Origin of the sequence: Microcoleus sp. AT3-D2 (assembly GCF_036705715.1) — a bacterium.
Taxonomy (GTDB): Bacteria; Cyanobacteriota; Cyanobacteriia; order Cyanobacteriales; family Microcoleaceae; genus Microcoleus.
In genome coordinates, this window is the sequence record NZ_JAUBVE010000068.1 from 16355 (window position 1) to 42384 (window position 26030).

Below are 26030 nucleotides of genomic sequence, written 5' to 3' on the forward strand. Positions count from 1 at the left end.
GATCGCTCTGAGTGTGTAGTTTTATCACAGATATACAATTCATAGAATCACACAAAAATTTTGGCTGCTAGCGGATGATTTATATGCAGCTAAAAGCGCTACAAATACCATCAGGGCGATCGACGATGAAAACAATTAACTTTCCTATCAGAAATCCGGGTAATTGTCAAGAAAATCCCCTCGCCTTCGTCAGCGGTGACATCATCCACATTCTTTACCCCAATGGCGAAGTAGAAGCAACAACCGTCGCACAAATCGATCTGCGCCAAACCAAAAATCCCCTAGACAAATGCCTCGTCTGGGGATGTGTTGACGATTTCTAGCACCAGTTTCAAACAAGAATGCAATTATAGGGAAGCTCCAAACCATTAATTCATAAGTCATTCCCAATTATTCAAATTTTTAATCTATAATTTTTAATCTATAATTTTTAATCTGAAATCTTTAATCTAAAATTGTATAACCCATAAAAAAAGATCGCTTGGAGGCTGTGAGACCAAAAAAAGCGATCAATCTAACGGCTGCTAACTGCCAGCCACAAGTGCAATTTGCTGCTAAAAGAACTAGCAAATTGACTTAAATATCTTGTTCGCTCAATTCGCGAATCATGTAATCAAAAGGCTGATCCAAAAAAGGCCCCACAGATAAGCCAGCAGCTTCCACCTGAGCCTTAACCATCTCCTTCATAATGCTAATCCCCATCACCGTCGGGCCAATGGGAACGCTTAGAGAATTGTAAGTTTCTCGCAAACCTTGCAGCACGCGCTCGTCGAGCACGTCGGTACTTCCAGCCACCAAGGCGTAAGTAGCATAGCGCAAGTAGTAGTCCATATCCCGCAGACAAGCCGCGTAGCGACGAGTCGTGTAGGCATTTCCCCCGGGACGGATCAGTTCCGGCTGTTCAGCAAATAGCTGGATACCAGCTTGCTTGACAATTGCCGCAGCATTGCTGTTAATTGCAGCCGCCGCCTGTACCCGTGCCGTGCCCGTTGCAAAATAAGATTTCAACCGATCGATACCATCTCGGTCTAAATACCTACCAGCAACATCATAATTTTCAATCAGGCTCGTCACTGCATCGCGCATAAGTTTCTCTCCCAAAAATCTTTATCAATACTTTGCTATCTGAGACAGACCGCCTATTGTAGACTACTACAAATCGGCGTTTGATTAAGATTTGAGATGGGATTTTCACGAAGGGTAGTCTATCCCCGGCAAACTGTCGTAAAATTCAGCCGTTTGCCTAGTATGTTCAGCCGAAAAATCCACAGGGCAAGAATCTCAAACTGCCCGGCCGCACTGGGCCCCTATTTCAAAATTTTGTAGCCATAGATACAAAATAGTGGATACTGAAGGCCTACGATCGCCCACACAGTCTGAAATCGGCCGATCGCCAAGACACAACCAATATCAGGAGTAAGTCATGTTCCAGACACCCCAAGAAGCCTTAAACTACATACAAGAAAATAAGATCCAGATCGTTGACCTCAAATTCATCGATATGCCGGGGATCTGGCAACACCTTTCCCTGTACCACGACCAAATCGACGAAACCGCATTCACAGACGGCGTACCCTTTGACGGTTCCAGCATTCGAGGCTGGAAAGCCATCAACGAATCAGACATGACGATGGTCATCGATCCGACCACCGCTTGGATGGATCCGTTCATGGCAGAACCGACTATCAGCTTCATTTGCAGCATCAAAGAACCCCGCACGGGGGAACCGTACAGTCGCTGTCCCCGCACCATTGCCCAAAAAGCCATAGACTACTTGCTTTCGACCGGTCTCGGCGATACAGCATTCTTTGGCCCGGAAGCAGAATTCTTCATTTTTGACGACGTTCGCTTCGACCAAACCCAAAATTCCGGCTACTATTACGTAGATTCGATCGAAGGTCGCTGGAATTCCGGCAAAGAAGAAGCAGGCGGCAACCTCGGGTACAAACCGCGTTACAAAGAAGGTTATTTCCCAGTAGCACCAACCGATACCTCACAAGACATGAGAACGGAAATGCTGCTGACAATGGCAAAATGCGGCGTACCCATCGAAAAACACCACCACGAAGTCGCCACCGGCGGTCAATGCGAACTCGGTTTCCGCTTTGCAACTTTAGTTCAAGCCGCTGACTACTTGCTGACTTACAAATACGTCATCAAAAACGTCGGCAAAAAATACGGCAAAACCATCACCTTCATGCCCAAACCGCTGTTTAACGACAACGGTTCCGGGATGCACGTTCACCAGTCGATTTGGAAAGACGGTCAACCTCTATTTGCAGGCGATAAATATGCAGGTTTCAGTCAAATGGGACTGCATTACATCGGCGGCATTCTCAAGCACGCACCGGCACTTTTGGCAATCACAAACCCCACAACCAATTCCTACAAGCGTTTAGTTCCGGGCTTTGAAGCGCCTGTAAACTTAGCTTACTCTCAAGGGAATCGATCGGCATCAGTGCGGATTCCGTTGTCGGGAACCAACCCCAAAGCCAAGCGGTTAGAATTCCGCTGTCCCGATGCCACATCCAACCCCTATTTAGCATTTGCAGCCATGCTGTGCGCCGGCATAGACGGCATCAAGAATCAAATCGATCCGGGCGAACCTTTGGACGTGGATATCTACGACCTTTCCCCTGAAGAATTGAGCAAAATTCCTTCAACTCCCGGTTCTTTGGAAGGCGCTTTAGAAGCTTTAGAAAAAGACCACAGTTTCTTAACAGAAACCGGCGTATTTACCGAAGACTTCATCCAAACCTGGATTTCCTACAAACTCGATAATGAAGTCAACCCGATGCGGCTGCGTCCTCACCCCTACGAGTTTGCTCTCTACTACGACTGTTAGATACAGCGGTTTTCAGCAATATAGGTACAGTCTGGGGTCGGGCATGGGGCATGGGGCATGGGGCATGGGATTGCCCCGCGTACCTCATAAACCTGCAATCTGCTGTAGTTGAAAATCAAACATCAAAAATCTAAAACTGTCATTTTGGGTGTTTGATGTTTGATTTTTAATCGAAAAAAGACCGTCTGCAACGGCGGTCTTGGAACAACAAATAACAAATAACAAATAACAAATTAACCAATAACTAATAACCAAAGAATGTCCGATATTTTTGTGATGGTACGCAATCAAAATAATATTGCCATGACCTCAGTTGATGGCATTGCCTTTATTACTTTACTGAGTCGGGACGGACGGGTACTGGCCGAGGAGACGGTTGCCTTGATGGAGGCAGATGCGGGATTTGATGACTTGGCAGCAGGACAATATACTGTAATAGTCAGGCACGAACGGGTTGAACCACAATCTGCCACATGGGATGTGACGATCAGCAAGGAAGATCAAGTCATCATACTGACATTTGTTTATCTAGAAGCGGAACGGGTACTGCTTCGCATTCTAGCTACAGTTGAAGAGAGGTTATGACCATGACAGCTAAAGTTATTCCATCACAATCAATTAAAATGTTCCGCTATCGAGTGCAATTCTTGGCAAAAGACCTTTGGAAGGAGAAAAACCCAGTTGGTCGAATGAATCTGGCTTTGCAGTTGGCGGATGCCGCGAGTACGCTGGCTAGACTGGAAGTGGAGGAGGCACGAAAATTTCAAGAAGAGTCGGCTTCGGAGGATCGGGTTTCAGAATCAACTGAGACTTGATATCAACTTTGGGAATAGGGCATCGGGAATAGGGCATTGGGAATAGGCTATAGACAACAAAATTCTAACTTGCTTCCTGAATTAGGAAGCCCAAAAACTGCGTTACACTTATATAGGTATCTTTACAAAACAACATAAAAGCATGACTGTTGCCTATCCCCGCAAGCTTCGCAACACAATGGGAGCGCGCGAAATTTTAGCTAATGTAGTGCGCGATCGCGAAATTCACCTGATCACCCTCAACCGCTACCGCTACAGCGAACAGCGCAGTTGCAAAGACCTCACCGAGGTGATCGAACAGCTAAACGGGGAACCAGCCGAACTCGTGCGCGACCTTTCTCGGCACATTTCCGACGAAGCGCGGCACGCCATGTGGCTCACCGACTTGCTGGTAGACCTCGGCCAAAATGTGGGAACGCCGCCAGGAGTCTCCTACATTGACGAATTTGAAAGGTTGTATGACAGGGAACAACAAGACCCCACCACAAACCGCGAAGACTTCGTAATTTCTTCCCTCGCCGCGATTAACGTCACCGAAAAGCGTGGCTGCGAATACTTCTCAGCGCACATTCACGCCCTCAAACAGGCTCCCCAAACGGCAGAAAACATCAAAATCCGCGAAACAATCGAAAAGATTTTTCCCGAAGAAGCTGGTCACGTCCGCTGGGGCAACCGCTGGCTGGGCTCCATAGCTGCCAAAAGCCCGGAACACCGCCAGAAGGTGGAACAGGCAAAGCGCAAGTATGTGGCGATCGAACAAGCAGCTTTTGAATCGGGAATGGATATCATGTTGGGGGCAGAACTCCGCCGCGTGACCCGCCTCGTGGATATTGCCAACACCATGCCGATGTGGGAACGCCCCCAATACCTGATGGAACGCTTGCCCGCAAGTCTGCTGGCCCCCGACCTGCAAATGACCAGAGTCGATGTAGCTCAGCGCGCCTGGAACCGCGACCCGCAGGCATTTATGGAGAAATTGGTGCCCATGTTCCTCAACGGCTTGAATACCATTGAGAAGAAGCAGGCCCCGGCAAAGCCCAAGGCTTAAATACGATCGCGAACCTGGTTGAAACCGCTCTGAAAGTCAAACTTCCCTCTGCCTCTGCAAACAAGCGAGATATACTGGTTCCCAGGGATAGCCTCGGAACCAGTTATTTAAAGTCATAATTTTAAGCTTTAGCAAGTAAACTGATTATTGGAATAGTTTTCCATCTAAATATAATCATGACTACCAGCGAGCCGAACATACAAACAGCTTCCGCAGAAAGCGAATCGAGGGAAAGCGCGATCGCCTCCGAGCAGGTCGAAAAAGCCACAGCCGTAACCTATGCAGAAGAAATTGAAACTGTCATCGCCAGCATGGCTGTAGACCAAAAAGTGATGGTCGGTCAAAATGAAGCTGGCGGACATCTTTGGAAGTTTAAGTACGGCAGTGTTGAAGTGTTCGTGCAACTCACCGGCGACACCGAAGATGATACTTTGACTGTTTGGGCTTTTGTTCTGCAGTTGCCCGCGAAGAATGAAGCTCAATTAATGCGGAAACTTCTAGAAATGAATTGGCTGTCTACTTTGGAATCTCATTTTGCCATTGTTGACAATAAAGTTGCGGTAATATCGACTCGGACGATCGCCGAAATCTCGGCCGGGGAAATTTCTCGGGTTATTACTATTGTCGCCACGATCGCCGATGATAATGACGATATTCTGCAAGCAGAATTCGGTCAGTAGTCATTAATTAACAGTTAACAGTCATTAATTAACAGTTAACAGTTAACTGTTAACTAATATGCAGGCCCTGCGATCCAAGCAATCGTGATTCCCAGCCCCAAACCGACAAGCACTTGAAAAGGAGTGTGTCCCAGCAACTCTTTCAGGCGAGCCTCATTAAGGTTGTGATCTTCCTCAAAAAACTCGTCAATAATTTGGTTGAGGATGCGAGCTTGCTTGCCTGCAGCTTGGCGGACGCCTGCTGCGTCGTACATCACAATAATTGCAAAGATCGCAGCGATCGCAAAGTCCGGACTTTCCCATCCCATCGTTTGTCCCACTTCAGCAGCCAAAGCGCCAACAAAAGACGAGTGAGCGCTGGGCATTCCCCCCGTTGTTACCAAATACTGAAGATTAAACTTGCGATTTTTGACCAACTCGACCGGCAGCTTCATGATCTGAGCTGCCAGACAAGCGAGCAAAGCAACCACCAGTACATGATTGTTTAAGACGCTGCTGCAAATTTCCTGCATAGTGTTTGGTATTTCTAGTTACTGCGGCTGGTAATAAAATCGGCGATCGCCAGCAGCGGTAGAGCTTTGCTCCCAAACACTGCCAATTGAGCCTTAGCATCAGCAACAAGCTGCGAAGCTTGGCGCCGAGACTCCTCAATTCCCCACAAACTGGGATAAGTGACTTTTCCTGCTTGAACATCTTTGCCAGCAGTTTTGCCCAGTTCTTCTTGGGTAGCAGTAATATCCAAAATGTCGTCAATGATCTGGAAAGCCAACCCAATATTTTGAGCGAAACGAGACAGCCGCTGCAAATCGGCAGCCGAGGCCCCACCCAGAATTGCCCCACAAACTACGCAGGCTTCTAACAGCGCGCCGGTTTTGTGAGCGTGAATGTAATTCAAAGTTTCCAAAGAAACATCTGTCTTTCCTTCCGATTCCAAATCAACCACCTGACCTCCTACAAGTCCAGCAGCGCCCGATGCCCGCGCCAAATGGGCGATCGTCTGCAACACCTGTTGGGGGGGTACGTTCTCAGTTTTAGTGGCGATAAATTCAAAAGCATAGGTCAGCAAACCATCGCCAGCCAAAATGGCGATATCCTCGCCGTAGACTTTGTGGTTCGTCAGTTTGCCACGCCGGTAGTCGTCATTGTCCATTGCCGGCAAATCGTCGTGAATCAGCGACATCGTGTGGATCATTTCCAAAGCGCAAGCTGTCGGAATTGCCATAGATGTAGTGCCGCCGGCCAGTTCGCAGCTAGCGAGACACAGGATCGGACGCAGGCGCTTGCCCCCCGCTAGCAGCGAGTAGCGCATTGCTTCGTAAATTTTCTCTGGGTAGATGACCGGGAGTGCACTGTCGAGAGCTACCTCGATCGCCTCTTTTCGCTTGACTAGATAAGTAGATAAATCGAAAGAGGATTCCGGTTGGGACGAACCCATTTCTGTTGCCAATACCATCCCTTGCTCTCTTGTACTGAATAGTTACGTGGGATATTCTGAGCCGTTGGGGTCGGATTGTGCCGACTTTTACGGCGGTAGTTGCTCGAACTCCGAGCATCAACTAATCATTCTACGGGTGTTGTTGCACAGAAAATCTTTGAGTTTTGATAACTTTGTCAAATTACCAGTCAATCTAAAATTTACAATCTCAAATATCAAATCCGCTGATTTCTCTGACAACTTCCAAAAACCGCTGCACCGCTGCCGTTGGATCGCTGCGCCAAATCAGAGCGATCGCCACAATGCAGGTTGATTCTGGCAACGCTTTGTAAACAACCCCGCTGCGCTGGAAATTTTGCATCGACGCCGGGACGATCGCCACTCCCATCTCAGCGGCTACCAGACTCACAATCGTTTGCATTTGAATGGCTTCTTGAGCCGCGATCGGGCTAAAACCTGCTTGCTGACAAAGACTGACGATCGCATCGTACAATCCCGGAGCCTGGGATCGCGGAAATAAAATGAACGGTTCGGTAGAGAGTTCGTGTAATTCCACCTTCGCGCGATCGGCCGCCGGATGCGTTTCTGGCAGTGCCACGATCAGCGGTTCTCGAAAAACGATTTCAGACTTTATCCCATCTTCCTCAACCGGAGGACGCACGAAGCCGATATCAATTTGCCCGAACCGCAGCCGCTGCAACTGTTCGTTTGTCGTCAGTTCGTGCAGTTCGAGCTTAACGGCGGGACACCGAGTGCGAAAGGCTTGCAAAATCGCTGGAACCACGTTGTGTGCGGAGGAACTCACAAAGCCGATCGTCAGTTGGCCGAGTTCGCCCCGACTGGTTTGTCGCCCGAGTTGAATTGCTCGATCGACTTGCTGCAGAATTTTCCCGGCCTCCTCGAAAAAAACCTGTCCCGCAGCCGTTAACTGCACCGTCCGCTTGGTGCGGCGAAACAGTTGAAACCCCAACTCTCCCTCTAAATGCTGGATTTGTTGGCTCAGCGGAGGTTGGGCAATATGCAGTTTTTCGGCTGCGCGAGTGAAATTCAGTTCCTCTGCAACTGCAATGAAATAACGCAAATGCCGAAGTTCCATAGCTCCCCAATCATTGATATTTTAAAAGTATAAGTGGTTAGTTAAACATATATTGGACATTGATGATGATATTTCGTACAGTGATTAATAGGCGAAGTTGAGAATTAAACAATGGGTAATTTGGATATCAAAATTAGAGAAGCAGAGCTAGCAGATTTGGAATTAATTGTGGATTTTATTTCGCAAAAAAGCGAGTTTGATGGATCTAAAAATTTGTTGGCGACAACAGTCGAGAAATTGCAGCAAACGTTGTTTTGCCAGCCTCCGCTAGTGCGGGTTTTGTTGGCGGAAGTTGCCGAAAAAGCCGTAGGATTTGCTCTTTTTTATTCCTCCTATTCAAGTTTGTTGACGCAGCCGTGTCTTTGGCTTGATGATTTATTTGTGCAAGCTCCTATGCGCGGTATGGGAGTCGGTACAGCGCTGTTAAAGTATTTAGCACAAATTGCTGAGTCCACAAATTGCGGGCGGATTGAATGGACTGTTAATACTGGCAATGCGCCGGGAATTGCTTTTTATCAAAAGCAGGGAGCGCGGATTTTGGAAAATATTAGAGTTTGCCGTATTGATGGGGATGGAATTAATCTGCTTGCTAGCAAATAATTTAATAACGAACCGCGAAGGCGCGTTAGCGAAGCGGCGCGTTAGCGCTAGAACGCGAAGAGAATAATAGAGAAAAGAGAAGAGGAAAGAAGAGAAGAGATGTCAGAAAATTCTTGGAATACAGCTCTTTATGAGCAAAATCATGCTTTTGTTTGGCAGTACGGCGAATCGCTTTTGGAGTTACTCGCTCCGAAAGCTGGTGAACAAATTCTGGATTTGGGCTGCGGTACGGGACAGTTAACTGAAAAGATTGCTAAAAGTGGTGCTTTTGTGCAAGGTATTGATTCATCTTTGTCGATGATTTCTACGGCAAAAGTTAACTACCCTCACATTAACTTCTCAGTCGCAGATGCGAGGAGTTTTCAAGTAGAAGAGCCGTTAGATGCTGTGTTTTCTAATGCGGTTTTGCACTGGGTTAAACAGCCGGATGCTGTGATTAATTGTGTGGAAAAATCGTTGAAGCCGGGAGGGCGTTTTGTGGCTGAGTTTGGGGGTAAAGGGAACGTGGGGGCGATCGTCCGGGCAGTTTTGAGTGTTTTGTCAGAAATTGGGTGCGAGGAGCCTCAAGCGCTTAATCCTTGGTATTTTCCGAGTATTGGCGAGTATGCTGGGCTTTTGGAAAAGCAGGGATTTGATGTGGGTTATGCGGTTTTGTTCGATCGACCGACTCCCCTAGAAGGTGGCAGCGCGGGTATGGTAAATTGGATTGAAATGTTTGCTGGTGGGTTTTTGTCGGGGTTGTCTGATAATGTGCGATCGCAGGTAATTAACTCCGTTGAAGAGCGTTTGTGGCCGACGCTGTACCGCGATGGTAATTGGAGTGCAGATTATCGCCGAATTCGCGTTGTTGCTGTCAAAAATTCCTATTGACAAATATAAGGCTTCAAATCGGGGAGATTTGTAGCCTTCGTTCACTCAGTATCCCCATCGCGCCGCACGTTAGTCCCAGCAGTTATTTTCTTTTCCTATTGTAACTGCGCTTTTGTGTAGATCCCCATCAATTCTCCCCTGCCAAAAACTTACGACTCAGGCTTTTCGGATGTTGAATTTTACAGTCATATTTGTAGGGGTAAGCCGGCCCTATAAAAAATATTGTTGGCATGATACTTAGCCTCAACCAAAATAGACTCCTCCTTAACAAATAATAATCTAAGTTGGCGCTTCCATAGGGAGCCGGAAGCAAAAACGAACTAACACTTAAGGAAATAGCAAATGCTACAAAAGTTACGCTCAAAGCGTTTAGCCCTTCTCGCCAGTGCGACCAATTTCCCGCAGAAAGGCGCGCCGCTAGCCATTTGTAAGTTGGCTGATAGCGAAAAACTCGATCGGGAAAATGTGCGATCGTAAATTCGTATCCGCAAACACCGCAACAACTCGGTTTCATAAATAAACCGGGTTGCTAAACACAGACCTTAGTTTAAATCTGTTCTTCCCCTTGATTAAAACGCTGACTTCCTTGATTTTTATCTAAGCGCTAAATAGCATCTTTGGAAATAGTGAGGATGCCTGTAAACGAATTTTGGCTTACTCTCAAAGCTTGTTACTTATTTTTAACTTCTGCCAGTTCGCGCTGTAAATTGTCAATTCTCTGTTGAAAGCAAGCGGCTTGTCTGAGCATTTCTTGTTCGGAAAAGTCTAGCAATTGAATCAGATTAGCAACTTGAGATTCCAGTAATTGGGTTTCGTAAATATTGTTATTTGTAACAAAAATTGTAGGATTTTCTGAATAGTCAAAAACACTTTGTTCGTCGGGCATGGATAATGCGGTTTTTACACTAAGTGCCAAATCTTTAAACATTTCAGCCCTGCTTTGGGGAATTTTAACTTTCAGGAACATCACTACCGCAAACACACTTCCTGACGGCAGAAGTCCCCCAAATCCCAAGACAGACTTGACTTGGTAGGGGATAATTAAGGAATTTTGCTCAGGAATAAAGGGGCTGCCTTTTGCTTCTGATACGTGAAAAATATTTAATACTGCGGGCTCTAATTGCAAGAACCTTTCTCGCTCAATTCCGAGGAATGTAGGAATGTCTAAACCGAACTGCCGGGTTATTTCCGAAATCGCCGGCATTTGAGCCACTAATTTTGTACTAACTAATGGAATAGCTGTATTTTCTGCTGCTGTGTGCCGAGAATTCCACTGCGGTTCTCTGCCTGCGGCTGCTAGCAGAGTCCAACATTTCATGCCGGCGGCGGGGGAATTGCCCTTCATCAAGCGGCGGGCGGATTGTTGCAATGAGTGTTCTAATTCCCCGTAGGGATGAGTTTTGAACAAACGCACTAAGGCACAGGTATTTTCTCCAGTTTGCGAATCGCAAAAATGTCGGTAAATATAGTTAACAATCTTCTGGCTGCTGGCTTCCATACTAGCAGTATTTCTACCTAAGTGGCGCAGGACTAAGCTGCATTTCGCCATGTTTTGCGAGGTAAATAAGGTAATATCGTACATTAAAAATGCTCTCCAAGAGCTCAAACACTGTTTTTCATTTATCGTTAAGGCCGCTAAGCCATCCGGAATCCTACTGAGAGTTTTGAACAAAGTGTTAGTTAAAATATGTATAAAATTTGCCCGCCAAATGCAGCGGTTGTATGGCAGGATACAGAAATTAAGATTAAAGCAAAAAAAATCTATCTCCTAGGGTAGGCCACAACGACAGAAAAGCCGATTTATGATACACAGGGTTTTTACGAGAACTCCCCCATAGGAATTAAAGAAATAAGGTTTTTCACCGGATCTGCCTCGCGTTTTAGGTGGCGTTTTCGTAGATAAAAGTCGGTTTCGGGGTAAGCCATATTCACCGAAATCCTAGAAACTCAAGCTGCAATTTTTGTGTCGGGCGATCGCACGCGGATGAATCAAAAATTGGTACAATTTCGTCAGTGTTGGACGCAAAAACCGGGTTTGCTTACAGAGAAAAGACCCGGTTTTTGAGGTATTGGTAAGTAGATGCTGTGTTCAAAACTTTTAACCACCCCAAACAACTCTACTCAGCAGGTGGAGACTTTGCTTCCAGGGCATCTTTAGCAGACAATCCCTGATCTTGAACGCCAAAATACCACAAACTAGCAGCAGCTTCGGCGCGAGTCACTGATTTCTTCGGCTGAAACAGAGTAGTAAAACCAAAAACGCGACGAATATTCGCCAAATCTCCATTGTTAAAATCAGCTAAAACTGCCCGCGATGCCTGGGAATCAATTTTAGAAGCATCTTGAAAACCCCACTTTTCTTTCACTCCTTCAATGTTAGCTGTCGGCAAAACTTGACGACTATCTAAAGGCACTTTCCAGAGAATCATTGTTTCGCGAGTTAAAGGTGCATCCGGGCGGAATTTCACATCTTTAGTTTCTCCTGAAAGCGAACTCGGAATTATACCGGCTTCTGCTAAACCTTGAATTGCTGAAAAATCCGGGTCTGTTTTGGGTACGTCAGAAAAGGCTGGTTCGCTAGAGTCTACTGCTAATCTAATTTGTTTGGCTTGACGGCTAGCATAAATCTGGTTGTTAGCTGCGACTAACCAGCGGGCGTATTCGCGGCGAGTGACAATTTTGTTGGGTTTGGGCAAAGTGCTGGCTGTTTCTAAATTAGCACTTTCTGTCGTTGAGGCTCGCACTTTTAGCACTTCCAACTGACTTAAATCAGCCACATACTGCCGCAACTGTTGAGGAATTTGGGTGTCTAGTTGGCTAACTTTTGCTGATTTTGGAGAGGCGGATGGTGTGGAAGTAGTTTCCTCTGAATTAGATGGAGTTGGTGAAGCGGTTGGAGATGCGCTAGACTCGGAATTATTAGGTTGGGGACTGGCGGCAATTTCGGGGCTTTCTTTGCTGTAGTCGATCGCAAATTCTGTAGAACCCCCTACTTTCTGAGTAGGAGAAAGCGACACTGTTACCCGTAAATTATCTCGCGTTGCTACCAAAGAACCTTGTCCCTCGGCAGTGGGGCGGCTGACTATTTCCCAGTTGCGACGCCCAAACTCTGTGGAGTAAAAGTTCTGAATCGAATTAACAGGATCTGTGCTTTCCCAGCGCAGCCGCACATTTTTGGGCGACGGATCTGTTTGCCCACCAACTTCGATTAACTCAGCATTAGGATAGAGTGGAATCTCTGTTGGGAAATCGGGAGGAAGTTTGGCGGTAGAGTTTGTCTCAATGGCTGTCGCTGGTGGCGGGGAAGAGAAAACCACTGGATTTTGTTTTAATTGCGGATCAGCGGCTAAAGATTCTTCGAGTGCCTTGCTGTTGGGGCTGTTTGCACAAGCTGTGACAGCAGCCAGCAGACACACCGCTAGCCAAGTATTTACAGCAGCGAGTATATTGGTTTTACTGGTTTTACTGGTTTTAGCTGGCGATCGCCCCTGAGAGTTGCCTCGCCGTTGAGTAAATATAATATTCAGCATAAATCCCCCCTTTGCGGATATATTTCTAGGCTAGCGCAGATCGATCGGGCAAATATATTTCTTACCCAAATGAAATTTCTGTATATACTTCTAGTTACTGCTACATTGCTTGTCTCGCCTGCCAAGTTTGCCAGTCCCGCTGCATCTCAACGAGCCCCGCTGCGGGAAGCACTTCAGACGCCAGAGTGGCAGCCATTTTGCTCGGCGATGGGTCAGTTTGCGATCGATATGCCGGGAAATCCCAAAATTAATTCCGAAATTTTTTCAAATCAAATTATTGCTCATACATATCGATCGAACTTAAAAAACAAAGAAACTTATTTGCTTCAATACTTTGACCTAGATTTTCGGCTGAGTAATAATAATATCAATAATATCAGAATAACTTTAAATAGTGCCGTTGATTTTTTCGTCGTGGGAGCGAATGCTAAATTGTTGCAAGTGCGGGATATTTCCCTCGGAGGCTATCCGGGAAAAGAGTTTGAGTTTCAGCCGCTTTCCCCCACTGAACCGATAGGTGTAGGTCAAGTTTTTTTGGTGGAAACCCGCGTTTACGGGCTGGTTGCCACTACCCCAGAACCAGAAAATGCTCAAAAATTTCTCGACTCTTTTCGTTTGTTTTGAAGCAGGAAGTTTGGCAATGAGTAGTGTACGAGATTTAACAGATTTAACGGAGAGATGTTGAGCGAATAAATCACAGGTTCCAGGGAAGAGAGAAAAATAAGTTGGGAATGGCGATCGAATTCATTAATAAAACTTATGCTTGGCAACTGGGTGTTTAGGAAAATATTGGCTTGGGCAACAAAAAAGATGCCCATCAACCGCGTTTTTGAGGAAGAATGTAGTCAGAACTAAATTACGCTAAATTTGACTTAGTACCTTATTGTATTTTTTGTACTCTATCTAACGGCATAGATAAAATTTACACCCGTGGAGCGATGTAGATACTTCCTCAAGTTTATATCTTTGATATAAGGATTTTTAAATCGCAGAAAGCACAAATAAAGATGCTGTCTTGCTCCATCTGGCTCCCATCTGGCTCAACCAAGTCAGCCTCATTGAAAGCTTACCCGGAGGGTATTAACCTATTATGAACAAATTAACACCAATTCTCCTCAGCAGCATCCTCTTATTTGGAGGTGCTGCTTGCAGTGACGTGGCTAAAACTAGCGCTGATTCTCCTAATTCTCCCACAGGAAATACCACTAGCCCGCCCCCAGCCGATACTGTTCAAAAAACTCAGGGTGACGCCACTAGCCAGATTCGCCAAAACCAAGCAAATGCTGATATCAGGGCCAGAGAACAGCGCAACAATGTGACGGGAGGCGATGCAATCAGAGCTGATAGCGACCTGCAAAGTGAAGTGCGGTCCAAGTTAGAAGTAAACATCACTAAAGGTCAGCTAACTGTTGAGGCAAAAGACGGGCTTGTCACCGTAGGTGGCACAGTTCCCAATCAAACTGATTTAGCTAAAATTGAGCCACTAGCTAAAGAGATTAAGGGTGTTAAAGATGTCAATGTTACGGCTGTTGTCGCCCCCGCTGTACCCGCATCGCCTAGCAGCAATCAATAAATTAGCCGGAAGAATTCCGAGGGAAAGAAGGGAGAAAGATGTAGTTATCTAAGAGAGAAGTCTGAGGGAAGAGGGTAAAGTTTGGCCTTGTAAGATTGCTTGCGGAGCAGATTGCAAGGCTTAGGTGACTCTCTAGGAAGAACGGGATTTTAAGTGAAAGAGTTTAAATTGAATTTTAAATTCAACCATTCAAAACTCGCGCAATACCTGCAACTTCCCCTTCCCAATTTCCGATTTCCATCCCGGAGAATTAGTGGGAAACCAACCTGAAGATAGAGCGGTAATTTATTCCCAGCGACCGATGAAAATTGTTGGGAAAAAATGACTAAATGTGATTGATGGCAGAGCATAAATTCTGTGGTTGTGTAAAAGTAGTATATTTTCCAGGAGAAAAAAAATGGCTTTAGGTCAACACAAGCGAGCTGTAGGAGCATTTTCTAGTTATCGAGATACGGAACTAGCCCTGATGGAACTGCAAAGTACCGGGTTTCCGATGAATAAAGTTTCGGTAGTTGGCGAAAATCTCGATCGCAGCAAAATTGCGGGCGCTAGCACTGGTACTGGTACTGGTACTGGTACTGGTAAGGATACTGACGACCAAGTGGCCGGCGGCGCAAAAGCAGGCGCGACAGCGGGAGTCGTGACGGGCGGTTTGATTGGGTTACTCGGAAGCATTGGGGCGCTGGCGATTCCGGGAGTTGGCCCGGTGATGGCGGGGGGCGCGATCGCAACTCTGCTAGCAGATACTGTGGTTGGAGGCGCGATTGGGGCAGCAGCAGGCGGTTTGGTAGGCGGTTTGGTCGGCTTGGGAGTTCCCGAAGAACAAGCTAAAGTTTATAACGATCGCGTCTCGCGCGGAGAATATTTGGTATTCGTAGAAGGAACAGATGCCGAACTTGCCACAGCCGAAGGAATTATGACCGTGCGGGGCATTCAGGATTGGGGCATTTACGATGTGCCTGCAGATACTGGCCGCAGAGCTTCGGGTCGCCAGAAGCGCGCCGTGGGAGTATTTTCAACCCGCCACGAGACGGAACACGCACTGGGAGAACTGAGAACTGCCGGTTTCGACATGAATCGGGTTTCGGTCATCGCTAAGGATGCTGACTCTAAAGGGGACATCGCAGGCATTGACGTGCACGACAACGCGGACAACAAGGCCGATGAAGGCGCCACAAAGGGCGCACTCACAGGTGGTACTTTGGGCGGTTTGACAGGTTTGTTGGTAGGTCTGGGCCTAGTGGCAATTCCGGGCATCGGGCCGATTATGCTGGCAGGAGCCTCAGCTACGGCGATCGCCACTACACTAGCCGGTACAGCTTTGGGTGCGGCAGCAGGCGGCTTGATCGGAGCTTTAGTCGGTATGGGAATTCCCGAAGAGGAAGCTAGAGTATACAACGATCGCGTGGCGAGAGGAGATTACTTGGTACTGGTTGACGGCAGCGAAGCAGAAGTCGCTAAAGCCGAAAGCATTCTGAGCCGCGGAGGTATTCAACATTGGAACACCTACGACTATCCCAGCGTCGATAGTGCTCGGGCTGATTACGGCGCTCCTGGCACTCCAGGGGTTGATACTACGCCTGGTATTTACGATCCCAATCAGGGCGTTACCGGCAACCGTCGGGTTTAATAATTCAGACTTTGTTTGGGCATTGTTTCTACTTTCAGCAGGCTAGTCCCACTGGCGCACTCGGATTGTGGAAAGTGATGCAACCAACAGCGGCGACCTAGCGGTTTTATGCTTCGTCGGTAAAATAATCTCAAAAGTCGGCTTTTTCTCTGAAAGCCGGCTTTTGTTTTGTTCTGGAAACCTAAAAACGCCACCTCTCAAAAGTTTAATTTTGATTAGGGGTTCAATCCGTGAGCTGGGCTTTGCGCCGGAGGATCGATCGGCTCCCTGAAATTTTACAGCAGAAATCCGCAGCGTTTTTTTAGTCTGTAACACTCACTACTGCTCGATTTTAAACCCCACAGTATTATCAAATTTAATGACCTAAATTACCACAGATATTGCCCAGTTAGTCAAAGAGCGACTATCTTTGAATTATGGGTAGCTAATTTGAGCAACTTATACAGGTGAAGTAGCCAGTCCCGCGCGCCGAGTATGGCCTGCAGTGGTCGGCAACTATTAGAATAATATTGTCGTCGCCTTCCCGCAAGACTTAGGCTGGTCATTGCTTGGCTGTAGCAGCCCAATTGCTGTTGGCAAGACCTGCGGCATGAATACAGTTTTTCTGGGAATGTCTCAGGGAAGTATTTGAGAACCCCAGGAACAGCTTTTATGTCCGGGAGCGCGTCTGGTGTCGAGTGTTCTGTAAATTAGAACCGCAAGCGCTCATGGATCGAGAAAACATTAACAGCAAGCACAGCAGCGCGGGAATACGGGAACGACTCGCGATCCATTTTTTCGCGCAATCTCAGGCTCAGCACAGCGTATTGCTTGCTTCGCCGACGACTCGCTCAGCACTCCGAGGGAAACAGCCTTCCTGTTGGTTTTCACTGGCACGGATCACAGTAGGGGGAGGTGACACTAGCTGAGCTGGCCTGGCGCTGCCGTGCGGGTTACTCGAAGGTAGAAGGCACTTATGTAGAAGGCATTAGGGGTTGAAGCTCCGATATCTTGTTTCTTGATTGCACTAATTAATTCGATCGCCTGTACTGGCAATTTTTCCGGTCAGAAGTCGGCACGGATGCCGCCAGCAATACCCCCAATATTTGATCGACCTTGACAAGATCGATCGACAACTTCTCGGTATTTTGGTAAAGAGTTAGCAGGTAATATTTAGTGGTTAGCAGTTAGTATAAATATAACTAACCATTAACAACTAACATCTACCGCCAACTAATTACTAGCAAAATAATACTTACAGGACTTACAGGCGGCGATAAACGCGGTTTTTTCATAACTTCCGCGCTAGCCAACTTCAGATTTTACCATAATCCGGTTTATTTTCCTAAATTCTAACTAGGTGAGCAGGGTGATGGTAGAAATCAAGCAGTTTTGACAATTGTTAATGTGGCAGTATTGGTTTAAAAAACTGACTGGCAAACACGATAGTACAAACTTTCGCACAACATAGAACATCGAGAAATTAAGGAAACTCACTCAATTTTTTTATGAATTTCACTGAAATTTTAAGTGGCGATGAACTTTTAACTAGACATAGAAACGGGGAACGAGATTTTCGAGGGGCTAACCTCATTGCAGCTCATTTGAGTGAAGCTAATCTCAGTAGAACAAATTTGAGCAACGCTAATTTGAAAGGTGCAAACTTAATTAGAAGCAAACTGATTGGAGCTAATTTAAACGCCGCAGACTTGAGCGGGGCTAATTTGTCTAAGGCGAAATTAATTGAAGCTAACATCGGGAGTTCTAGTTTAACTGGAACTGTGGCGATCGCCGCAGATTTTAGCGGGGCAAATCTCAGCGGAGCAATATTGTCTCAGGCTGATTTGAGCAAAGCTGTGATGACGGGAGCGAGTTTAGTAGGAGCTTGTTTGCTAAGCGGCTCAAAACTAACGGAGGCTAATTTGAGCGGGGCGACGCTGAGCCGAGCAATTATGAGCGGAGTAGATTTAAGCAGAGCCAATCTGACTAGAGCGATTCTCAGCGAGGTAGATTTGACCGGGGCGAACCTGAGCGGAGCAACTTTAACTCGGGCTTATCTCAATCGCGGAAATCTCAGCGGCGTCAATTTAGTTGGGGCTTGTTTGAGCGAAGCAAGTCTGCGGGAGGCTTCTATTAGCGCTGCTAATTTGAGCGGTGCTGACTTGAGCGGCGCTGACTTGCAATCGGCCAATCTCAATGGCTCTAATTTGAGCGGTGCCGACTTGCAGGGAGCTAATTTGAGTAAAGCTAATTTAAATGGTTTGATTCTGCACAATGCTGATTTGAGGGCTGCGAATTTGAACAAAGCTTCTTTGCGGGGAGCTAACTTGAGCGGTGCAAATTTGGCAGGTGCTAGCTTGCTGGAAGCGGATTTGCGGGGGGCGAATTTGAGTCACGCCAATTTGTCGGGAGCGGGTTTGCTGCTAAGTTCTCTCACAGGGGCGAATTTGACAGGAACTAATTTGTCGGAGGCTAATTTGATTGGGGCGAGCTTGAATGTTGATAATTTGAATGAAGCAGCTTTGGGCGGGGCGATTTTGCCCAATGGAGCTACTCACAGCCGGGATTGATGAGTTGATTAAAAGAAAATAGTTTTGAGTTTTAAGTTGTGGGGGGCGGGTTTCACCAACGATCGTTGTCAGCGATCGAGTCTTCAAAGCAATGTCACGATCGCTTTGACTAACTCATTGGGTTCGACAGGTTTTGTAACATGACGTTGAAACCCAGCAGCAAGAGCTTGTTTCTGATTAAAGTCTCCTGCATAAGCAGTCAGGGCGATCGCCGGAATTTGCCCGCCCTGCTCTGGTGGTAGAGCTCTCACTTGCCGCACTAGCATATAGCCATCCATATCTGGCATTCCGATGTCGCACAGGAGGATATCGAAGGGTGTGGTTGAGAGCAGTTGCAACGCCTCGATCGCAGACCCAACGGCAGTCACTTTGGCTCCGGCTTGTTCCGCTACAAATGCCACAAACTCGCGTGAATCCGGTTCATCATCCACAACCAACACGCGCACAGAGGCCAGGTGAAGATCGTCCCATTGAGCTTCAGTTGTATCGGCAACTTCTTCAAGCAGATTCGCGGTATGCAAAAGAGGAAGTTCAACGCTGAAGGTGGCTCCCTGTCCTTCACCCCTACTCTCAACCCAAATTTTGCCGCCGTGCAGTTCCACAATTTGACGTGCGATCGCCAGCCCCAATCCCAAACCCCCAAATTTACGAGTTGTGGCTCCATCTTCTTGCCGAAAATGCTCAAACACATAAGGCAGAAACTCAGGATTGATGCCTTTTCCAGTATCGGTGACCAGAATCTGGGCATAAGTTTTAGTTTGGGTTAACCTAACCGTAATTTGCCCGCCTTGAGGGGTGAATTTCACCGCATTGGATAAAAGATTCCAGATTACTTGCTGCAAACGCCCGGAATCGCCAATTACCATTCCCTGGGAAGGTGAAAAGGTGGTTTGAATTTGCAGCGACTTGGCTTCGGCGGCTAGTCGAACGGTTTCTAAAGCGCCTGAGCTCACCATATTCAAATCAACGGACATCCGATTCAAACTCAGTTTGCCGCTCAGAATGCGGGAGATGTCGAGCAAATCATCAATCAGTTGTGACTGGAGTCGGGCGTTGCGTTCGATCGAGGCAAGGGCGCTAGCCGTTTTTGCAGCGCCCAGTTTGCTTTGCTGCAACAGCTTCGACCAGCCGAGAATGGGGTTGAGGGGCGATCGCAACTCGTGAGACAGCACCGCCAAAAACTCATCTTTGATGCGGTTGGCGGTTTCGGCGGCTTCTCGTGCGGTTTGCTCCTGCGCCAGCAGTCGTTCCCGTTCAGTTTCAGCTTGTTTTTGCTTCGTGATATCTCGTGAAATTGCAACGAGTTGGGTCACCTGCCCAGAAGTATTCCGCACTGGCGTGATCATGCTATCCCACCATTTCGGCGTACCCTTTCGGGTGGGAAGATAGCCTTGAAACTGGCCTGTATTGCCCGCTTTGGCAGCCGCGATCGCCCTGGAGGCATTTTCATAATGTTCACCTTGCCAGATATCAAGCCAACGGGTGTTCAGAATGAGTGTCGGATCGTCGGTTTCCAAAAGGCACAACCCGCCTGTACTGATATAAACGATTTCGCTATCTAGCGTTAAAACTTTAATGCAGTCCTTGCTGCTCTCTAGAATACGTTGCTTTAGTTCTTCACTTTCTCGCAGGGCTTCTTCGGTTTGTTTGCGATCGTTTTCAACGCGCACGCGATCGGTGATGTCAACGGCAGCCCCGTAAATCACTTGCTCTTCTGGGTACGGCTGGGCATTCCAGAGAAACCAGCTATAGGAGCCGTCTTTGTGCCGATAACGGTTTTCAAACGAAAAGGTTTCGTTGCCAGCGAAAAGACTGTCGGCTTCTGCAATGGAGGCCCTGAGGTAGTCTGGGTGGACAAACTCAGTCCAGGGGCGGGATGTCATTTCGTCTGGTGTCCAGCCGAGGGTTCGTTCAAAGGTTGGGCTCACCCAGTGGAAATACCCGTTTATGCCCGTAATCACTTGCAAATCTGAACCGACGGCAAGAAACCGTTCCCGTTCCTGCTCAATTTTTTTGCGATCGTTGATATCCCGGAAGAAAAGAGACAGTCCAGTCGGTGAAGGATAAACGTGAACCTCAACCCACAAATCAAACGGAGCATAATACTCCTCAAAATCCACCGCGATTTGCTCGCTAAGCGATCGGCGATAGTGGAATTCAAACTGATTGCCGATCGTGCCTGGGAAGGCTTCCCACATCGTTTTGCCCACCATTGCTTCTAGGGGAGTTCGCGACACTCGTTGTGCGGCTTCATTAGCGTAGGTCAAGCGAAAGTCGAGATCCATTGCCATAAACGCATCGGTTACGCGCCCCAGAATGGTTCGCTCTCGCACAGTTGCTTCCTGTCGTAGCCGTGCCAACTTCAAACTTGCTTCTACCCTTGCCAGCAGTTCACGCGCCGAGAACGGTTTAATCAGATAGTCGTCGGCTCCAGCTTCGAGTCCTTCAATGCGGGATTCTTCACCGGCGCGGGCTGATAAGAGAATGATGGGAATGTCTTGGGTTGCGGGATTAGAACGCAGCGATCGCAACAACTCAAACCCATCCATCCCCGGCATCATCACATCTGTCAATACCAAATTGGGTGGATTATTCTCAATGGCAGTCAAAGCGGCAACGCCATCGGCGACGGTTTGAACAATATAAGAACCGCTCAGGAGTCGTCGAATATAATCACGCATATCAGCGTTATCATCGGCCAGGAGTATTTTAGATTTTAGATTTTGGATTTTAGATTGAGCGGGTTGATTGACGAGTTCATTAGTGGATGGAGCCATGCTCCATTCTTCTAATCTAAAATCGCCATTCTCAGGCAACCACCGTTGAGCTTCTTCGACATAGGGCATCGACCCTAACGCCGTTGATGCTAACGTGCGACTGGCGCCAATGCGCTCCGGCGGCAGATGAGCTGTGCCAGTGGGAATCGTCACTGTAAAGCAACTGCCCTGCCCAAAAGCGCTGGTGACATCGATCGCTCCCCTATGTAGTTTGACGAGTTCTTGCACTAGCGATAGCCCAATGCCGGAGCCTTCAAAACTCCGTCCTTGCGAGTTTTTGATTCGATGAAATCGCTCAAATAAATGCGGTAGTTCTTCGGACGGAATACCGACTCCTGTATCTGAAACCGTTAATTTAACACAATTTTTGACGCATTGCAATCGAACAGTAATTGTTCCCGCTAGCGTAAACTTAAAGGCATTTGATAATAAATTGAGAACAATTTTTTCCCACATTTCGCGATCGACATAAATCGCTTCCGGCAAGGTTGGACAGTCAACAATCAGCGACATTCCCACCCGTTCAATCAGCGATCGAAACGTGCTGGCAAGTTCCGCCGTATAGGTTGCCAAATCTACAGGTTCATAAGATGCTTGGACTCGACCTGCTTCGATGCGTGAGAAATCGAGCAAGCTATTGACGAGTTTGAGCAGCCGCATTCCATTGCGCTGCACCAGTAGTAATTGTTCGCGTTCTTGAGGTGGAATTGTTCCATCCAGGTTGGCGATCGCCTCTTCCAACGGCGACAGCATTAAGGTCAGCGGCGTGCGGAATTCGTGCGAAACATTGCTAAAAAACGCGGTTTTGGCGCGATCGAGTTCTGCCAGTGCTTCGGCGCGTTTGCGTTCTGCTTCATAGGCTTGGGCGTTGGCGATCGCTGTTGTCACCTGCCCTGCCATCAAGTCAAAAAAACCTTTGTAATCATCATCAAACGTTCTAAGCGGACTCACTCCAGCAATCAGGAACCCGAACGTTTCTCCCGATCGAGCTAGTGGTAGAACTACCGCTTGATGAGGAGATTCCGACCACGCGCCGCCGGGTAAAAGTCCAAATTGCGCCTCCAAATTTTCAATGATTCTGCTTTCGCCCGTCTCGATGACTTGCTTCAATTGCCACTGGCACTTTTGGGCGGATGTAAGCTCGATCGCTTCACAAGAGGCAATGGTTCCGGCTGCTAACCTGGTTGTACCCGCGAGTCGTGCGATCTCGCTTTCGCCATCGAGTAGATAAAACAGCGCAAACGGGATGTCATAGGCGTTATTGGTCAATACGGTGGCGGAAATCTCGCAAGCTGCTTCTTGCGTCTTGGCAGTGACTGTTTCTGCTGCTAATTCGCGCAGCGTTGCCAAGCGGCGATCGCTCAAAACGCGCTGAGTGTCCTCGCTACAGGCGCAGAAAATGCCCCCCACTGGGCCATCATCATTCGCCACCGGACTGTAGGAAAAGGTAAAGTAGGTTTCCTCTGTATACCCGTTGCGTTCCATTACCAGAAGCAATTCTTGATTCCACGTCGATTGTCCCTGGTTCAAAACCGCTTCTGCTTGCGGCCCTAGCGTGTCCCAGATTTCAGCCCATACCCGTGAGGCAGGCTGACCTAGTGCTTGCGGATGTCGCTTGCCGAGGATAGGAATGTAAGCATCGTTATAAAACTTGGTCATCTGCTGTCCCCACCAGACGAACATGGGGTAGCGAGAGCCTAAGATGATCCGAATCGCGGTTTTCAAGCTTTGCGACCAGGTTTCAACGGCACCAAGGGTCGAAAGCGACCAATCGTGCGATCGCATCAGCATCGCCATCTCGCTATTGCCTGCAAAAATCTGTTCGACGAGTTGATACTGCTGGATCATGCGCTTGTCTTTCCATTGGGCCCACAGAAACGGGCAACGATCTTCATTATCTCTGCTGACCTGGCGGGTTTAGGTATGTCAGGCCAGAAACCCAGCGGCGATCGCCTGTTGCTGGTCAACTTCTCCAGCATAGACGGCAAGAGCGATCGCCGGAATCTGCCCTTGGGCGATCGTCTAGGATCTGGCGAATTTTACGCATGAGAGCATAGCCGTCCATCTTTTGCCTTTCGATCTCATATCAACTTCGCCACAGCCGGAACGATCGAGCTTTGGTTTTTTTGCCGCCAAGTAAAACAACAGATCGCTTTAATCAAAGAAGGTTGTTCGATCAGAACAAGGCAGCGCTGAAATAACACGAATTCGATTAGTGACCTCTGCTTGTGAGACAGTTTGAGGGAGCATCTCATATTTGTAAAAACACTTCTTCTGGCTCCTTCGTTCTTCCTCCTTCGTTCTTCCTCCTTCTTGCTTCCTCTTTCCTCCTGGCTCCTAGCTCCTGGCTCCCAACTCCAATTTCTAGCTTGGCTCCTTTCATTGAGATGCTCCCCAGTTTGACCCCAGCATACGGTCAGCGGTTGGGGATGCGTACTTCTCCTAATCTGCATCTTTCTTTGTGAAAAATACTTGCAAAATTTTTGACCTCGTGCTAACGTTAAAAGGTTTGAGACTTAAAATCAATAGAGGTAAAACCCCGCAGAATGAAACAATTGGGAACCCATCTGGTCGCTGATGCTTGGCAGTCTCCTGGAGACTTGCTCAACGATCCTGAACGTATCCGCCGCGCTATTCTCGATGCGATCGAAGCCGGAGGAGCTACTCTCATCGATTTGTGCGTCCACCAGTTTAGTCCTCACGGAGTGACAGCTACTGCTACTTTGGCAGAGTCTCATATAGCAATCCATACTTGGCCTGAACACGGTTATTTTGCCGCAGACTTATTTTTCTGCGGAGCCGGCGACCCTCACCGAGCCATGAAGGTGCTACAGACAGCTTTGGAAGCTAAACAGGTAAAACTCACTGAGTTCACGCGCGGTTTCGAGCCAGGAGTGGGCATCGTAGGTTCTGCTTGTGAAGAGCAGTATGCCCCTCGTTCAGTAGAAACGATTGCCGCCAGAGGATGATGGCCAATTAGCGTAACTTTGAACAATTTATGCTAGGTTTTGTTTAAAATCCCACGGATCGAACCGTGGGATTCTTGTTGGAATTTACTTTTTCATTAATAAAGGGCGAACAACTAAATAACCTGCACCGAAAGCTGCAATCACAATTAGAAAAATCGCGATCGCCAACCACAATCCGCTTAAGTCTGAGGTTTTTTTGAGTTGAGATCGCACACGGTAAGGAGTTTCCGGCATCTCTGTAAATAATTTTTCGGGAAGTGGCTGCGGCATTGAGGTGGCTGTTGGCTCCGGTTCCGGTAGGGGGAAGGGGAAAGCCACTGTCTGAGGTGGTTGAGGTATGCCAGAGTTAGTCTGCGAGGTTGCAGGTGGTGGGGGCGGAGGTTGAACGCTGAAATTGAATTTGACTGACGGCATTTGAGGCATCCCTGTCTGGGTGATACTCTGAGCCGAGTTGACTACTTGCTGTAACTGTTGGGATACTTGAACTACTGTTTCTACTTCTCGCCGCAGTTGTTGATTTTGTTGGACTAATTGCTGATTGTGGGTTTTGAGGGAGTCCACCATCGCTTGGGCTGCTTGGAGCTCTGCCGTGACTTCTCGATAGAGGGAAATTGGTACCGATGGAGAGTAACTATTTGAGTTTTCAGGGGAAGTATTGTCAGATAAGGTAGTATTTTGCATAATTGTAGATGGCGAGGGTGAGCTTGTTTTAGTTTAGCCTGAGAGTATTTGCAATTAGATCGATCGCAACACAATTCGTCAAGATATTTGTTACAGATATTGAACGTTAAATTAATTTAATGTTACAAGTTTTTAGTCGATCGCTATGAACAACCACGCACCGGAACAAACTATGTCGCAAAAGTCAAGCACCGAGGAAATGAAATACGGCGAACGCCAGATTTTGGAAGGGGAATTAATTACTTTCCCGAATCCGCGAGTCGGGCGGCGCTACTCGATTAACATTACGTTGCCCGAGTTTACTTGCAAGTGTCCGTTTTCTGGCTATCCAGATTTTGCGACAATTCACGTTACTTACGTGCCAGACGAGCGGGTGGTAGAGTTAAAGGCGCTGAAACTCTACGTCAACAGTTATCGCGATCGCTACATTTCTCACGAAGAATCGATCAATCAAATTTTAGACGATTTTGTGGCGGCTTGCGCGCCGCTGGAAGCGACGATTAAGGGCGATTTTTCGCCGCGGGGGAACGTCCACACCGTGATTGAGGTGTCGCATCAGAAGTAGAAGGCTCAGCCTTTAAATGTGTGTTATCAGGGCTGTTAGATACCCGACTTCTTTAAGAAGTCGGGTATCTGAGTATTCTGTTTTTTTAGCCATTGCTCACTTAACGAGATAAATTGTTATCAAAAACTAAAGATTCTCCGCTGCTGGTTGGAGGCGGTATTGTTCGCGGACGCTCAATAACTTAGTCTTTGAACCATTTGGTTCTAATGCTTCCGTCACTTGCCAAAGCTCTTGCTCATGCTTGAGGTTTATCGCCCGCCGGATTTCTTTCACCTCCTCACGAGAAATACCTAGTACAGCTCGGCGTAAGTATACAGACTATATTTGTGGTAGAATAACATATAGCGTTTCGAGCGAAAGATGAGGT

The 26030-nt window shown here is 47.5% G+C and carries 26 protein-coding genes; 16 read left to right on the top strand and 10 right to left on the bottom strand.

Annotation, left to right across the window (positions count from 1 at the left end; genetic code table 11):
* Positions 1-83 precede the first annotated feature (83 nt).
* Positions 84-323, top strand: a complete 240-nt coding sequence (locus QUB44_RS23435) for a hypothetical protein (protein ID WP_333311999.1) — start codon at positions 84-86, stop codon at positions 321-323.
* A 253-nt stretch (positions 324-576) separates the two neighbouring features.
* Here QUB44_RS23435 and apcB read toward each other — a convergent pair whose 3' ends face one another.
* On the bottom strand, positions 577-1086 hold the full coding sequence (gene apcB / locus QUB44_RS23440; RefSeq protein ID WP_293258696.1) for an allophycocyanin subunit beta: 510 nt from the start codon (positions 1084-1086) through the stop codon (positions 577-579).
* A gap of 337 nt (positions 1087-1423) precedes the next feature.
* Here apcB and glnA point away from each other — a divergent pair, with 337 nt between their 5' ends.
* The 5 genes from glnA (at position 1424) to QUB44_RS23465 (ending at position 5388) form a co-directional block, all read left to right on the top strand.
* Positions 1424-2845, top strand: coding sequence for a type I glutamate--ammonia ligase (gene glnA / locus QUB44_RS23445; protein WP_333371206.1), 1422 nt, complete (start codon positions 1424-1426; stop codon positions 2843-2845).
* A 258-nt stretch (positions 2846-3103) separates the two neighbouring features.
* Positions 3104-3430 carry a hypothetical protein gene (locus QUB44_RS23450; protein ID WP_333371208.1) on the top strand — a complete coding sequence of 109 codons (327 nt, stop codon included), beginning with the start codon at positions 3104-3106 and terminating at the stop codon, positions 3428-3430.
* A 2-nt stretch (positions 3431-3432) separates the two neighbouring features.
* Complete coding sequence (locus tag QUB44_RS23455; RefSeq protein WP_333371210.1) at positions 3433-3660, top strand: hypothetical protein; 228 nt, start codon at positions 3433-3435, stop codon at positions 3658-3660.
* Between the two features lie 142 nt (positions 3661-3802).
* Complete coding sequence (locus tag QUB44_RS23460; RefSeq protein WP_333371212.1) at positions 3803-4708, top strand: ferritin-like domain-containing protein; 906 nt, start codon at positions 3803-3805, stop codon at positions 4706-4708.
* Between the two features lie 176 nt (positions 4709-4884).
* Entirely contained in the window at positions 4885-5388 is a 504-nt protein-coding gene (locus QUB44_RS23465) for a YbjN domain-containing protein (RefSeq protein ID WP_333371214.1), read from the top strand.
* A gap of 53 nt (positions 5389-5441) precedes the next feature.
* On the opposite strand, the gene QUB44_RS23470 is transcribed toward QUB44_RS23465, so the two are convergent.
* From QUB44_RS23470 to QUB44_RS23480, 3 genes are all read right to left on the bottom strand, one after another.
* Positions 5442-5900, bottom strand: coding sequence for a divergent PAP2 family protein (locus tag QUB44_RS23470; RefSeq protein WP_333162069.1), 459 nt, complete (start codon positions 5898-5900; stop codon positions 5442-5444).
* A 14-nt stretch (positions 5901-5914) separates the two neighbouring features.
* Entirely contained in the window at positions 5915-6841 is a 927-nt protein-coding gene (gene crtE, locus QUB44_RS23475; RefSeq protein ID WP_333371216.1) for a geranylgeranyl diphosphate synthase CrtE, read from the bottom strand.
* Positions 6842-7031: 190 nt separating this feature from the next.
* Entirely contained in the window at positions 7032-7919 is an 888-nt protein-coding gene (locus QUB44_RS23480; protein WP_333371218.1) for a LysR family transcriptional regulator, read from the bottom strand.
* 111 nt (positions 7920-8030) lie between these two features.
* Here QUB44_RS23480 and QUB44_RS23485 point away from each other — a divergent pair, with 111 nt between their 5' ends.
* From QUB44_RS23485 to QUB44_RS23495, 3 genes are all read left to right on the top strand, one after another.
* The gene (locus QUB44_RS23485) at positions 8031-8519 is read left to right on the top strand and encodes a GNAT family N-acetyltransferase (RefSeq protein ID WP_333371220.1); all 489 of its coding nucleotides are present in this window, start codon (positions 8031-8033) and stop codon (positions 8517-8519) included.
* Between the two features lie 99 nt (positions 8520-8618).
* Complete coding sequence (locus QUB44_RS23490; protein WP_333371222.1) at positions 8619-9389, top strand: methyltransferase domain-containing protein; 771 nt, start codon at positions 8619-8621, stop codon at positions 9387-9389.
* A gap of 342 nt (positions 9390-9731) precedes the next feature.
* Positions 9732-9866, top strand: coding sequence for a hypothetical protein (locus tag QUB44_RS23495; RefSeq protein WP_333162078.1), 135 nt, complete (start codon positions 9732-9734; stop codon positions 9864-9866).
* Between the two features lie 193 nt (positions 9867-10059).
* On the opposite strand, the gene QUB44_RS23500 is transcribed toward QUB44_RS23495, so the two are convergent.
* Positions 10060-10971 (bottom strand): histidine kinase, encoded by a 912-nt coding sequence (locus QUB44_RS23500; protein WP_333371224.1) that lies wholly within the window; start codon positions 10969-10971, stop codon positions 10060-10062.
* Positions 10972-11506: 535 nt separating this feature from the next.
* On the bottom strand, positions 11507-12919 hold the full coding sequence (locus QUB44_RS23505) for an S-layer homology domain-containing protein (protein ID WP_333371226.1): 1413 nt from the start codon (positions 12917-12919) through the stop codon (positions 11507-11509).
* Between the two features lie 69 nt (positions 12920-12988).
* Here QUB44_RS23505 and QUB44_RS23510 point away from each other — a divergent pair, with 69 nt between their 5' ends.
* From QUB44_RS23510 to QUB44_RS23520, 3 genes are all read left to right on the top strand, one after another.
* Positions 12989-13543: a hypothetical protein gene (locus QUB44_RS23510; protein WP_333371227.1), complete on the top strand. Its 555-nt coding sequence runs from the start codon at positions 12989-12991 to the stop codon at positions 13541-13543.
* Between the two features lie 466 nt (positions 13544-14009).
* The gene (locus tag QUB44_RS23515; protein ID WP_333371229.1) at positions 14010-14492 is read left to right on the top strand and encodes a BON domain-containing protein; all 483 of its coding nucleotides are present in this window, start codon (positions 14010-14012) and stop codon (positions 14490-14492) included.
* Between the two features lie 397 nt (positions 14493-14889).
* Positions 14890-16122 carry a histidine kinase gene (locus QUB44_RS23520; protein ID WP_333371231.1) on the top strand — a complete coding sequence of 411 codons (1233 nt, stop codon included), beginning with the start codon at positions 14890-14892 and terminating at the stop codon, positions 16120-16122.
* A 42-nt stretch (positions 16123-16164) separates the two neighbouring features.
* Here the strand turns inward: QUB44_RS23520 and QUB44_RS23525 are convergent, their stop codons facing one another.
* The gene (locus QUB44_RS23525) at positions 16165-16437 is read right to left on the bottom strand and encodes a hypothetical protein (protein ID WP_333371233.1); all 273 of its coding nucleotides are present in this window, start codon (positions 16435-16437) and stop codon (positions 16165-16167) included.
* A 1172-nt stretch (positions 16438-17609) separates the two neighbouring features.
* On the opposite strand from QUB44_RS23525, the gene QUB44_RS23530 reads away from it, so the two are divergent.
* A complete protein-coding gene (locus QUB44_RS23530; protein WP_333371235.1) occupies positions 17610-18671 on the top strand; it encodes a pentapeptide repeat-containing protein in 1062 nt (353 codons plus the stop codon).
* Positions 18672-18754: 83 nt separating this feature from the next.
* On the opposite strand, the gene QUB44_RS23535 is transcribed toward QUB44_RS23530, so the two are convergent.
* On the bottom strand, positions 18755-23296 hold the full coding sequence (locus QUB44_RS23535; RefSeq protein ID WP_333371237.1) for an ATP-binding protein: 4542 nt from the start codon (positions 23294-23296) through the stop codon (positions 18755-18757).
* Positions 23297-23371: 75 nt separating this feature from the next.
* On the opposite strand from QUB44_RS23535, the gene QUB44_RS23540 reads away from it, so the two are divergent.
* Together QUB44_RS23540 and speD are read left to right on the top strand one after the other, a co-directional pair.
* Positions 23372-23497 carry a hypothetical protein gene (locus tag QUB44_RS23540; protein WP_333371239.1) on the top strand — a complete coding sequence of 42 codons (126 nt, stop codon included), beginning with the start codon at positions 23372-23374 and terminating at the stop codon, positions 23495-23497.
* Positions 23498-23994: 497 nt separating this feature from the next.
* Entirely contained in the window at positions 23995-24417 is a 423-nt protein-coding gene (gene speD, locus QUB44_RS23545) for an adenosylmethionine decarboxylase (RefSeq protein WP_190743421.1), read from the top strand.
* 84 nt (positions 24418-24501) lie between these two features.
* Here the strand turns inward: speD and QUB44_RS23550 are convergent, their stop codons facing one another.
* The gene (locus tag QUB44_RS23550; RefSeq protein WP_333371241.1) at positions 24502-25098 is read right to left on the bottom strand and encodes a hypothetical protein; all 597 of its coding nucleotides are present in this window, start codon (positions 25096-25098) and stop codon (positions 24502-24504) included.
* 145 nt (positions 25099-25243) lie between these two features.
* On the opposite strand from QUB44_RS23550, the gene queF reads away from it, so the two are divergent.
* Entirely contained in the window at positions 25244-25663 is a 420-nt protein-coding gene (queF, locus tag QUB44_RS23555) for a preQ(1) synthase (RefSeq protein ID WP_333154950.1), read from the top strand.
* Between the two features lie 126 nt (positions 25664-25789).
* Here queF and QUB44_RS23560 read toward each other — a convergent pair whose 3' ends face one another.
* A complete protein-coding gene (locus QUB44_RS23560) occupies positions 25790-25936 on the bottom strand; it encodes a hypothetical protein (protein ID WP_333371243.1) in 147 nt (48 codons plus the stop codon).
* Positions 25937-26030 lie beyond the last annotated feature (94 nt).